General features: G+C 74.8%; 11 protein-coding genes. 4 read left to right on the top strand and 7 right to left on the bottom strand.

All coding sequences use genetic code 11. The features are described from left to right. Positions 1–33 precede the first annotated feature (33 nt). Positions 34–822 (bottom strand): SDR family NAD(P)-dependent oxidoreductase, encoded by a 789-nt coding sequence (locus ABD160_RS25250; protein ID WP_344026742.1) that lies wholly within the window; start codon positions 820–822, stop codon positions 34–36. Continuing rightward, positions 819–2,270: an aldehyde dehydrogenase family protein gene (locus ABD160_RS25255; protein ID WP_344026744.1), complete on the bottom strand. Its 1,452-nt coding sequence runs from the start codon at positions 2,268–2,270 to the stop codon at positions 819–821. The genes ABD160_RS25250 and ABD160_RS25255 overlap by 4 nt, the downstream gene beginning before the upstream one ends. 182 nt (positions 2,271–2,452) lie before the next feature. Between ABD160_RS25255 and ABD160_RS25260 the strand changes: the two genes are divergently transcribed. Genes ABD160_RS25260 through ABD160_RS25270 form a run of 3 tightly spaced genes read left to right on the top strand, consistent with a single transcriptional unit; the run spans position 2,453 to position 5,045 of the window. Then, positions 2,453–3,109 (top strand): GntR family transcriptional regulator, encoded by a 657-nt coding sequence (locus ABD160_RS25260; RefSeq protein WP_344026746.1) that lies wholly within the window; start codon positions 2,453–2,455, stop codon positions 3,107–3,109. Between the two features lie 32 nt (positions 3,110–3,141). Further along, a complete protein-coding gene (locus ABD160_RS25265) occupies positions 3,142–4,278 on the top strand; it encodes a 3-isopropylmalate dehydrogenase (protein WP_344026748.1) in 1,137 nt (378 codons plus the stop codon). Further along, the gene (locus tag ABD160_RS25270) at positions 4,275–5,045 is read left to right on the top strand and encodes a FadR/GntR family transcriptional regulator (protein ID WP_344026750.1); all 771 of its coding nucleotides are present in this window, start codon (positions 4,275–4,277) and stop codon (positions 5,043–5,045) included. Before ABD160_RS25265 ends, ABD160_RS25270 begins: the two co-directional genes overlap by 4 nt. On the opposite strand, the gene rsmA is transcribed toward ABD160_RS25270, so the two are convergent. The 4 genes from rsmA to metG form a co-directional block, all read right to left on the bottom strand. Next, entirely contained in the window at positions 5,046–5,936 is an 891-nt protein-coding gene (gene rsmA / locus ABD160_RS25275; protein ID WP_344026752.1) for a 16S rRNA (adenine(1518)-N(6)/adenine(1519)-N(6))-dimethyltransferase RsmA, read from the bottom strand. Positions 5,937–5,980: 44 nt separating this feature from the next. Next, a complete protein-coding gene (locus tag ABD160_RS25280; RefSeq protein ID WP_344026754.1) occupies positions 5,981–6,832 on the bottom strand; it encodes a resuscitation-promoting factor in 852 nt (283 codons plus the stop codon). Positions 6,833–7,134: 302 nt separating this feature from the next. Continuing rightward, entirely contained in the window at positions 7,135–7,908 is a 774-nt protein-coding gene (locus ABD160_RS25285; protein WP_344026843.1) for a TatD family hydrolase, read from the bottom strand. A 71-nt stretch (positions 7,909–7,979) separates the two neighbouring features. Continuing rightward, complete coding sequence (gene metG / locus ABD160_RS25290) at positions 7,980–9,770, bottom strand: methionine--tRNA ligase (RefSeq protein WP_344026756.1); 1,791 nt, start codon at positions 9,768–9,770, stop codon at positions 7,980–7,982. Positions 9,771–9,883: 113 nt separating this feature from the next. Between metG and ABD160_RS25295 the strand changes: the two genes are divergently transcribed. Further along, positions 9,884–10,447, top strand: coding sequence for a TetR/AcrR family transcriptional regulator (locus ABD160_RS25295; RefSeq protein WP_344026758.1), 564 nt, complete (start codon positions 9,884–9,886; stop codon positions 10,445–10,447). 13 nt (positions 10,448–10,460) lie between these two features. On the opposite strand, the gene ABD160_RS25300 is transcribed toward ABD160_RS25295, so the two are convergent. Next, positions 10,461–11,012, bottom strand: a complete 552-nt coding sequence (locus ABD160_RS25300; RefSeq protein ID WP_344026760.1) for a Uma2 family endonuclease — start codon at positions 11,010–11,012, stop codon at positions 10,461–10,463. Positions 11,013–11,035 lie beyond the last annotated feature (23 nt).

Genomic DNA, 11,035 nt, shown 5'->3' on the forward strand with positions numbered 1-11,035 from the left:
GTCCGGTCCGCCGCGACGGGCCCGGGTGACCGCTCAGGCCGGTGGGGTGAATCGCCCGTCCACCGCGGTCCAGCCGCCGTCGACGAACAGGGTGGAGCCGGTCACGAAGGCGGCCGCCTCCGAGGCGAGGTAGACCACCGCGCCGGTCAGCTCGGCGGGCACCGCCCACCGGCCGAGCGCGCCCTTGGTGGCGTAGGCGGTGTACCAGGCGTCGTCGCTGCGGATCTGGGCGGTCAGCGGGGTCTCGACGACGCCGGGTGCGATCGCGTTGACCCGCACGCCGGCCCCGCCGAACTCGACGGCAGCCGTCTTCACCAGCTGCTCGGTGCCGGCCTTGGTCGCCGCGTAGACCGACTGGCCCGGCTCGACGACGGAGCCGCGGATCGACGAGAAGAGGATCATGCTGCCGGTGCCGCGCTCGACCATCCCGCGGCCGAACGCCTGCACCACGGAGAAGGTCGCACGCAGGTTGAGGCCGACGACGCGGTCGAACTCGTCGAGGGAGTAGTCGAGGATCCGCTTCCGGACGTTCGTCGCGGCGGTGTGCACCAGCACGTCGACCGGGCCGGCGTCGCGGGCGGCCCGCTCGACGGCGGCCGGATCGGTGACGTCGAGCTCCAGCGGCTCCCCGCCGGCGGCGGTGGCGGCGGCCCGGGCGACGCCGGCGTCCCGGTCGGCGCAGATCACGTGGGCGCCGTGCGCGGCCAGCCCGAGCGCGAGCTCGTGGCCGATGCCGCCGGCGCCGACCAGCACGGCCCGCCGGCCGTCGAGTCGGAACAGGTCGGTGTAGGGGTTGTGCGGCATACCGGTCAGCTCGCTCATTCCGGCCGGATCACGGCCATCCGGGTGACGGTCAGTTCCTCGATCGCGAAGCGGGGGCCCTCCCGGCCGATGCCGGAGTCCTTCACGCCCCCGTAGGGCATGACGTCGGAGCGGAACCCGGGGACCTCGTTGACCACGACGCCGCCCACGTCCAGCTCGTCCAGCGCGGTGAAGGCGGCGGCCAGCGAGCGGGTGAACACGGCGGCGTGCAGGCCGTAGCGGGACCGGTTGACGGCCTCGAACGCGGCGGGCAGGTCGGGCACCGAGCGGATCGCGACGACCGGCGCGAAGATCTCCTCGCACCACGCCTCGGCGGACTCCGGGACGTCGAGCAGCAGGGTCGGCTCGACGGTCCGGCCGGTCACCCCGCCGCCGTGCAGGACGGTGGCGCCGGCCCGGCGCGCCCGGTCGATCCAGGACAGCACCCGCTCGGTGGCGGCCGGGTCGATCAGCGGCGCGACCCGGGTGGCCGCGTCCCGCGGGTCGCCGACGGTCAGCTCGCCCATCCGTGCGGCCAGCCGGGCGACGAACTCCTCGCGGACCGGCTCGCAGACCAGCACCCGCTGCACGGCGATGCACGCCTGGCCGTTGAAGTAGAAGCCGCCGCGCAGCACGGCGTCGGCGGCGCGATCGAGATCGGCGTCCGCGGCGACCACCAGCGCGGTGTTCGAGCCCAGCTCGAGCAGGGTCTTGCGGGGCGCGGCGTCCCGGGCGATGGCGTGCCCGACGGCCGCCGACCCGGTGAAGGACACCGCGGCGACCCGGGGATCGGTGACCAGGGTGCGGCCGACCTCGGCGTCGCCGGTGACGACCTGGACGAGCTCGGCGGGCGCGCCGTGTGCGACCAGCGCGCGGCGCACCACGTCGGCCAGCCAGAGCGTGGCCAGCGGGGTGGCCGGGGCCGGCTTGCAGATCACCGGGCAGCCCGCGGCCAGCGCCGGCGCGATCTTGTGCGAGGCGAGCAGGAACGGGGCGTTGAACCCGGCGATCCCGACGACCAGCCCGATCGGGCGGCGCACCCAGAACCCGACCAGGCCCTCGCCGGAGGGCTGCAGGTCCAGCGGCACCGTCTCGCCGTGCAGGTGGCCGATCTCCTCGGCGGCCGCCGCCCAGGTGAACAAGGTGCGGTCGACCTCGACCGCGCAGTCGGTGCGGGTCTTGCCGGTCTCGGCGATCAGCAGCTCGACGAACGCGTCGCGGTGCCCGGCGAGCTCGCGCTGCACGGCCAGCAGGACGGCGCGGCGGGTCCCGGCGCTGAGCCGCCCGGCCGGGCGGACCGCGGCGGCGCCGGCGTCCAGTGCGGCCTCGGCGTGCCCGGTCCGGCCGACCGGGCCGTGCGCGAGGACCGAGCCGTCGTAGGGGAAGACGACGGGGGCGAGCGCGGTGTCGTCCCGCCATCCCGATCCGATCGGCAGGCCGGCCGGGTGATCGGGCAGCGCGAGGGTCATGGACGGCAACTCCTGCGGACGACGACGGCGGCCTGCTGGTCAGACCAGCTCACTGACGCCGAGCATGCAGATCGCGCCCGGCGCGCGTCAAGTCGCCGGGTCCGGGCAGGTCGCAGCGATTGGGTTGACAGTGCGACGATCGCCGACGAGGCTCCGGAGCCACTGGATCCACTGGGTCCACGATGCGCCGCGGAGAGGGGATCATGGCCGGCCTGGTCGAGGAGGTCGCCTCGGTGCTGCGCGAGCGGATCTACGCCGGCCGGATCGCGCCCGGCGGGTCGCTGCGCCAGGAGCCGCTCGCCGCCGAGCTCGGGGTGAGCCGCACACCGCTGCGCGAGGCCATCCGGCTGCTCGAGCAGGACGGCCTGGTACGGGTCGATCCGCGGCACGGCGCCCGGGTGGTGACCGGCGACCGGGCGACCCTGCTGCGGGCCTACGAGCTGCGCGCCGTCGTCGACGGGCTGGCCGCCCGGCTCGCCGCCCGGGCCCGGCCCGGTGCGGCCCGGGTCCGCGAGCTGCACGCGATCCTGGCGGCCCAGCGGGCGGCGCTCGACCCGTGGGACGCCCGCGCCTACACGGTGGCGAACGTCGACTTCCACGAGCAGCTGCTGCACCTGTCCGGCAACGAGTTCCTGGTCGACCGGGCGCCGCTGCTGCGGATGACCGCGCAGGTGTTCGGCCCGGTCGCGCTGCTCGACCCGGCGGGCGCCCGGCGGGCGGTCACCGAGCACGCGGGGATCGTCGACGCCGTCGCGGCCGGCGACGAGGACGCCGCGGAGCGGCTGGCCCGGGCGCACGTCGAGGCGACCATCGACGCGCTGCGCGGCGGAACCGGATGACCACGACCCCACCCACCCCTGGAGGAGAGCACGTGCGCAGCTACGACCTGGCCGTCGTCGGTGGCGACGGGATCGGCCCGGACGTCACCGACGCCGCCCTGGCCGGTGTCCTGGCCGCGGCCGACCGGTTCGGCTTCGCGGTCCGGCCCACCCGGCTCGATCTCGGCGCCGAGCGCTACCTGCGCACCGGCACCGTGCTGGACGACGACGACGTCGCCACGCTGCGCCGGCACGACGCGATCCTGCTCGGCGCCGTCGGCGACCCGCGGGTGCCGCCCGGCGTGCTGGAGCAGGGCCTGGTGATCGCGCTGCGGGTCGCGCTGCGCCAGTCGGTGAACCTGCGCCCGGTCCGGCTGTACCCGGGCGTGACCAGCCCGGTCACCGGCGTCACCCCGGACAACTGCGACCTGGTGATCGTCCGGGAGAACACCGAGGGCCTCTACAGCGGCGGCGGCTCCACCTCGCACGCCGGGACCCCGCACGCCCTCGCCCTGCAGCACTCGGTGACCACCACCGCCGCCACCCGGGACGCGGTGGAGTTCGCGTTCCGGCTGGCCGCCGCCCGCCGCGGCCGGCTCACGCTGTGCCACAAGACGAACGTGCTGGTGCACGCCGGGCGGCTGTGGTCCGGCGTGGTGGAGGAGATCGCCGCGGACTTCCCCGGCGTCGAGCACGACTACGTGCACGCCGACGCCATGTGCCAGCACCTGCCGCTGGATCCCGGCCGGTTCGACGTCGTCGTCACCGACAACCTGTTCGGCGACATCATCAGCGACCTGGGCGCCACCGTGCAGGGCGGTCTCGGGCTGGCGGCGAGCGCCAACCACAACCCGCACGGCGACGCGCCGAGCATGTTCGAGCCGGTGCACGGCTCGGCACCGGACATCGCCGGGACCGGCGGCGCGAACCCGGCCGCCGCCGCGCTGTCCGCGGCGATGTGCCTGGCCGGGCTCGGCGAGGCGGACGCCGCGCTGGCGCTGGAGGCGGCCACCGCGTCCGTGCTCGCCGAGCTGCCCGCCCTCGCCGGGCCGGCGATGGGCGCCGACACGGCCACGATCGGCGCCCGGATCGCCGAGCGGGTCGGCACCGCCGCGCCGGTCGGCGACCCGGCGACGTCGTTCGTGGCCGCGTTCGCCGGTCTCGCCCCGCGCCGGGCCGTCCCGGCGTGACCGGTGGCGACGCCGATCCCCGGGTGTTCCAGCGGGTGGTCGACCACGTCGAGCGGGCGATCGCCGGCGGCGAGCTCGCCCCCGGTGACCGGCTGCCCAGCGAGCGCGAGCTCGGCGAGCGGTTCGCGATCGCCCGCACCTCGGTCCGCGAGGCGCTGCGGGTGCTCGAGCACGCCGGGCTGATCCGGTCCCGGCCGCGCGACCCGCGCGGGCCGCTGGTGCTGGCGCCCTCCCCCGGCCCGGCCCGCCGCTCGATCGCCACCTTCACCAGCACCGGCGGGTTCGGGCTGGCCGAGCTCGTGCAGTTCCGGATGGTCGCCGACGCGTCCGCGAACCTGCTCGCCGCGCGCCGGCGCACCCCCGCCGACCTGGTCGCCCTGGAGCGCAACACGGCGCGGATGCGCGCCGCCATCGACGCCGGCTACGTCGAGTTCGGCCTCGCCGACCTGGAGTTCCACGAGATCATCGCCCGGGCCGCCGGGAACCGGCTGGTGCAGCTCTACGGCGACGTGACCCGGGAGGCCGTGCTCGGGCTGATCCAGCGCACCATCCTCGACGCCGACGACCGGCACACCCTGATGCTGCGGTCGGTGCGCCACCATCGCGCCGTGTTCGCCGCGATCGCCGACCGGGACGGGCCGCTGGCGTCCCGGCTCGCCCGGGAGACCCTGTACGCCTACTACGCCGAGCACGTCGGCGACGACGACCGCGAGATCATGGCCGACCTGGTACGCGAGGTCGGCGGGCGGCTGCCGGACCGGCCCTGATCAGCCGTGCTCGGCCGGGTGCGCGGCGGCGACGGCCGCGAAGTCGGCGACCGAGAGCCGTTCGGCCCGGGTCGCCGGGTCGATCCCGGCGGCCCGCAGCGCCACCTCGGCCGCCGCCGGGGAGCCGGCCCAGCCGGCGAGCGCGCCGCGCAGCGCCTTGCGCCGCTGCGCGAACGCGGCCTCGATCACCGCGAACGTCGCCGCCCGGCCGGCACCGGCCGGCGGATCCTGCCGGACGAACCCGAGCAGCCCCGAGTCGACGCCCGGGACCGGCCAGAACACCGCACGCGGCACCGGACCGGCCCGGCGGGCGTCGGCGTACCAGGCGAGCTTCGCGCTCGGCGCGCCGTACTCCCTCGACCCGGGGCGGGCGGCGAGCCGGTCGGCGACCTCTGCCTGCACCATGACCAGTCCACGCTCGATGCCGGGCAGCTCGGCGAGCAGGTGCAGCAGGACCGGGACGGCCACGTTGTACGGCAGGTTCGCGACGATCGCGGTCGGACCGGCCGCGCCGGGACCGGCGTCGGCGGCCAGCTCTGCGGCGCCGACCCGCAGCGCGTCCGCGGTGGTGACGGTGAGCCGGTCCGCGAGGCCGGGCGCCCGCTCGGCGACGGTCCCGGCGAGCACCCCGGCGAGCACCGGGTCGATCTCCACCGCGTGCACCCGGGCGACGGCGGGGAGCAGCGCCAGGGTGAGCGAGCCGAGGCCGGGCCCGACCTCCAGCACCACGTCGTCGGCGCCGACGCCGGCGACCTTCACGATCCGCCGGACCGTGTTGCCGTCGTGCACGAAGTTCTGGCCGAGCTTCTTGGTGGGGCGCAGGCCGAGCCGGTCGGCCAGCACCCGGACGTCGGCGGGGCCCAGCAGCCGGGCGGTCCCGTGGTCGCTCACCGGGCCATTGTCGCCGGGCGCCCGCGGCCCGGACGAGCCGGGGATCAGCGCAGGCCGAGCTTGCGGGAGCAGGCCGGCCAGGCTCCGTAGCCGCCGCGGTCGTCGCGCACCTTCTCGGCGATCGCGATCTGCTGCTCGCGGCTCGCCTTGTCGGCGGTCGGCGCGTACGTGCCGCCGCCGTAGGCCTGCCAGGTCTGCTTGTTGAACTGCAGACCGCCGTGGTAGCCGTTGCCGGTGTTGATCGACCAGTTGCCACCGGACTCGCACTGGGCGAGCCGGTCCCAGGTCGCGCCGTTCGACACGGCGGGGGCGGCCGGGCTCTCCGGCGCCTCCTCGACCTTCTTCTTGGTGCCGACCTTGACCACCCGCGGCTTCGCCGGGGTGTCCTGACCGGCGCCGATCCGCTCCCGGGAGACCTCGTTGCCCTGGTCGTAGGTGACCCGCCAGATCACGCTGCGCTCACCCTCGGTGCCCGGGTCGACCACGGTGCGGGTGCCCTCCTCCAGGGTCGGGTCCGCCACCTCCTCCTCCGGGACGGGGAGCTTCAGCAGCTCGACGACCTGCGCGTCGATGATGTCGGCCGCGCTCGCCGGGGCCGCGACCGGGGCGAACGACGCGGCCGACGGGGCGGTCTCCAGCGCCATCGTCGCGGTGCCGAGATCGGTCGCGCCGGCGGCCAGGTCGGCGCGCAGCGTCTGCGTGTCGGGCTCGGCCTGCGGCGCCATCACGGCCGCGGCGAGACCGCCCGTCGGCAGTGAGAACAGGGCCGCCGCGGCGACGGTGCGTACACCCGCCTTCGAGCGGCCGGTGGACCGGTGCCTGCCCTCGTACGCGGCTCCGGCCAGACCGGCGGGGGCGGCGATGGGAAGCGGACGCGTGACGTCGTCTTCGGACACACCGTCTCCGGACACACCAGCGTTGCGCTCGAACATGACTTCCCGGGTGACTCGGCTCTCCGGGCAGGGGGTGTGACCTGCGGAGACGACGGCCGGCGCGGTGCCGGGGAGCGGAACCGATGCTGGGGAGCGGACCGGCCGTCGTCCCGCGGGTCGGGGAGCTTTCCCATCCCGGTGGGTACGGCGCAGGACGTTAGCGGACCGTGACCCGCCCGCGGTGCACCCGACGCGCTTGCCGCGGCGAGCGGCTTGTGATCGACGGTGAGTGACGACCGGGCCGCCGGCGGGCTCGGCGGGCGGCGTTATTCGATTGCGCCCGTCCGGAAGATCCGTTCGGCGTTGCGCCGCGCCATCTCGGCGACGCGTGCTTCCGTCTCCCCGCGCGTCGCCGCCATCCCGCGGACCGTCCAGGGCAGCACGTAGGGCTCGTTCGCCCGCCCGCGGTGCGGGTGCGGGGTGAGGAACGGCGCGTCGGTCTCGACCAGGTACTGCCCGTCCGGGACGAGCGCCGCGGCGGCCCGCAGCTCGTCGTTGCGCTTGAAGGTGACCGGCCCGGCGAACGACAGGACGTAACCGGCGTCCACGCACTCGCGGGCCATCGCCGCGTCCCCGGAGAAGCAGTGGAACACCACGGTCTCCGGGGCGCCCTCCTCGCGCAGGATGCGCAGCACGTCGTCGTGCGCGTCCCGGTCGTGGATCATCAGCGGCTTGCCGGTGCGCTTGGCGAGCCCGATGTGCCAGCGGAACGCGTCCTGCTGGGCGGCCGGCGGCGAGTGGTCCCAGTAGTAGTCCAGGCCGGTCTCGCCGATGCTGACCACCCGCTCGTCGGCGGCCAGCCGCTCGATCTCGGCCAGCTCGGCGGCGCCCACCGACGCGGTCCGGGTCGGGTGCAGCGCGACCGCGGCCCACACCCGCGGATCGGCGTGCGCGGCCCGCACCGCGAACCGGGCACCGGCCAGGTCGTCGGCGATCGTCACGGCGCCGACGACGCCGACCGCCGCCGCCCGGTCCATGGCGGCGACGACGTCGGCGTCGGTCTCGCAGCCGCACGCGTCGAGATGGGTGTGGCTGTCGATCGTCGGTGCGGCGAGCGGCTCCGGCGGGTCCGGCCGGGGACGCCTGCCGTACGGCGGGTCCCCCTGCTCGCTCACTGCCCGATCGGGGCCCACTCCGGGCCCGTCTCCCCCAGCTCGGGCGCGAGCTTGGCGAAGATCGGCGACGGCTTGGCCAGCGGCCGCCCCACCTCGATCGGGGTGGATCCCCAGTGCGCCTGCTCGGCGGCGTAGTCGCCGGTCAGCACCGGGTACGACGGGCCGTCGCCGAGATCGTCGACCTCCGTGCGCTCCGGCTGCGCCGCCCAGGTCCCGCTGCCGCCCAGCGCCTCGTGCACCTGCTGCGCGGCGTGCGGCAGGAACGGGGTGAGCAGCGTGTTCGCGTCCTGCACGACCTGCAGCGCGGTGTGCAGGATCGTGTCCCGGCGCTCCGGGTCGTCGCGGCGCTTCCACGGCTCCTGGTCGGACAGGTACCGGTTGGCGGCGGTGACCACCCGCATCGCCTCGGAGGACGCCTGCTTGAACCGGTTGCGGGCGAGCAGGCCGCCGACCGTGTCGAACCCGGCCCGCGAGTAGGCGAGCAGGTCGGCGTCGGCCTGGGCGGGGGCGGTCGGCTTCGGGACGGCGCCCACGTTCTTGTGCGCCATCGAGATGGACCGGTTGACCAGGTTGCCCCACTCGTTGGCCAGCTCGAAGTTGATCCGGCGGACGAACTCGTCCCAGGTGAAGTCGACGTCGGTGTTCTCCGGGCCGGCGACGGCGATGTAGTAGCGCAGCGCGTCCGGCCCGAACTCGCGCAGGAAGTCGCCGACGTAGATGACGGTGCCGCGGCTGGTGGAGAACTTCGAGCCGCTCATCGTCAGGTACTCCGAGGAGACGACCTCGCTGGGCAGGTTCAGCGTGCCGTAGGTGCCGGGCTCGCCGCCGCGGTCGCCCTGGCCGTTCTGGCCGAGCAGGATGGCCGGCCACATCACCGAGTGGAAGGTGATGTTGTCCTTGCCCATGAAGTAGTACGCCTGGGCCGCCGGATCGGTCCACCACTGCTTCCAGGCGTCCGGGTCGCCGCTGCGCCGCGCCCACTCCACCGACGCGGACAGGTAGCCGATCACCGCGTCGAACCAGACGTAGATCTTCTTCATCGGGTTGTCCGACCAGCCGTCCAGCGGCACCGGGACGCCCCACTCCAGGTCCCGGGTGATCGCGCGCGGCTTGAGGTCCTTGGCGAGGTTCGCCGAGAACCGCAGCACGTTCGGCCGCCAGTCGGTGCGGGTGGACAGCCACGAGCCCAGCGCGTCGGAGAACGCGGGCAGATCGAGGAAGAAGTGCTCGGTCTCGACGAACTTCGGCGTCTCGCCGTTGATCTTCGACCGCGGGTTCTTCAGATCGGCCGGGTCGAGCTGGTTGCCGCAGTTGTCGCACTGGTCGCCGCGGGCGCCGTCGTAGCCGCAGATCGGGCAGGTGCCCTCGACGTAGCGGTCCGGCAGGGTGCGGCCGGTGGACGGGCTGATCGCGGCCAGCTGCGTCTTCGGGACGATGTAGCCGTTGCGGTACAGCGACGAGAAGATGTGCTGCACGACCTCGTAGTGGTTCGAGGTCGTGGTGCGGGTGAACAGGTCGTAGGACAGGCCGAGCCCCTGCAGGTCGGCGGTGATGACGTCGTTGTACTTGTCCGCCAGCTGCCGTGGGGTCAGCCCCTCGGCGTCGGCCTGCACCTGGATCGGGGTGCCGTGCTCGTCGGTGCCGGAGACCATCAGCACCCGGTCCCCCGCCATTCGCCGGTACCGGGCGAAGACGTCGGAGGGCACACCGAAGCCGGAGACGTGGCCGATGTGCCGGGGACCGTTGGCGTAGGGCCACGCCACGGCGGTCAGCACGGCATTACTCATGCTCCCCAGCCTATTCACCGCGGCCACCCGGTTGCCGGGCGGCACGTCCGCGGCGTCCGCGCGGACCCGTGATCGACCGGCCCGCGGCCCCGGCCGGTGCCATGATGGCTGTCATGGATGCTGCCGAGCGGGACCGCGACGCGCTGCTGGACGCGGGCCTGCAGCAGTGGGCGGACGGCGGCTGGGCGGCGGTCGACCCGGTGTCGGCGGCCCGCCGGGCGGGCGTCGGGAACGACAGCACCGGCGAGTTCGGCTCCGGCGTCGACCTGGCGTGTGCGGTGTTCGACCAGGTCGTCGACGAGCGCGCCGCCGCCACGCTCAGCGCGGTGGAGCAGGCCGAGCCGAACACGATGGCGAAGGTGCGGGCGGCACTCGGCGCGTTCTTCGACAACATCCACGACGACCCGCGACGGGTGGTCGCACTGGTCGACGCGATCGGCTGCCCGCCGCTGGTCGCGCGCCGGCGCAGCGCCAACCGGGGCTTCGCGGAGCTGATGGTGAGCGGCAACGCCGGGAGCCGGATCGAGCCGGACGACCTGCGGGTCGCCGGGCACTTCTGCCTCGGTGGGCTGACCGAGGTCATCCTGGCCTGGCTGGACCCGGAGAGCCCGGTGACCCGCGGGCAGGCCCTCGAGCACGGCGCCCGGCTCTACGAGTCCTGCCTGAGCACCCGCTGAGCGGGCCCGGGCCTCAGACCTGCGCGGAGCCGTCGTCCCAGGTCAGGTGCAGGGCGCCGGCGGTGGTGCGCAGCTCGACGCCGAGCGTCTCCAGCCCGAGCACGCCGCCGGTCGCCTGGACCGGGAGCAGCCGGGTCCCGACCGCCCGGAACACCTCGGCCCGCCGGTCGTCGGGGTGCACGACGAGCAGCTCCCGCACCCCGGCGGCGGCGTAGAACTCGATCTTCTCGTAGGTCTCGTCCCCGGGTGAGCGGATCTCGACGACCAGATCGGCGCCCTCGGCTCCGCGACCCGACCGGTGCTCCGGGCGTCGATAGAGCTGGTCCGGGATCCGGTAGTCGTGCTCGGAGCGGAACAGCCCCGTCTCCATCCGTGGATCCAGGCCACGCCGCTTCGCCAGCGGGGCCAGGATCAGGAACAGCTCGCTGCTGATGCCCTGGTGCGGTTCACCCGGCGGCGGAACCATGTGCAGCACTCCGTCCCACATCTCGTCCCGGCCGTCCAGCCCCAGCCGGCGGCGCTCGTCGAGCATCGCCTTCGGCGGGTCGAGCATGAGGACCTTCATGGGGCGATGGTACCGAGGACCGG

The sequence above is a fragment of the Pseudonocardia kongjuensis genome, assembly GCF_039526905.1.
Classification (GTDB): Bacteria; Actinomycetota; Actinomycetes; order Mycobacteriales; family Pseudonocardiaceae; genus Pseudonocardia; species Pseudonocardia kongjuensis.

Bases quoted from the DNA above. Each gene is read 5' to 3' on its own strand.
- ABD160_RS25250 (WP_344026742.1), bottom strand. From the start codon at position 822: ATGAGCGAGCTGACCGGTATGCCGCACAACCCCTACACCGACCTGTTC.
- ABD160_RS25255 (WP_344026744.1), bottom strand. From the start codon at position 2,270: ATGACCCTCGCGCTGCCCGATCACCCGGCCGGCCTGCCGATCGGATCG.
- ABD160_RS25260 (WP_344026746.1), top strand. From the start codon at position 2,453: ATGCGCCGCGGAGAGGGGATCATGGCCGGCCTGGTCGAGGAGGTCGCC.
- metG (WP_344026756.1), bottom strand. From the start codon at position 9,770: ATGAGTAATGCCGTGCTGACCGCCGTGGCGTGGCCCTACGCCAACGGT.
- ABD160_RS25295 (WP_344026758.1), top strand. From the start codon at position 9,884: ATGGATGCTGCCGAGCGGGACCGCGACGCGCTGCTGGACGCGGGCCTG.
- ABD160_RS25300 (WP_344026760.1), bottom strand. From the start codon at position 11,012: ATGAAGGTCCTCATGCTCGACCCGCCGAAGGCGATGCTCGACGAGCGC.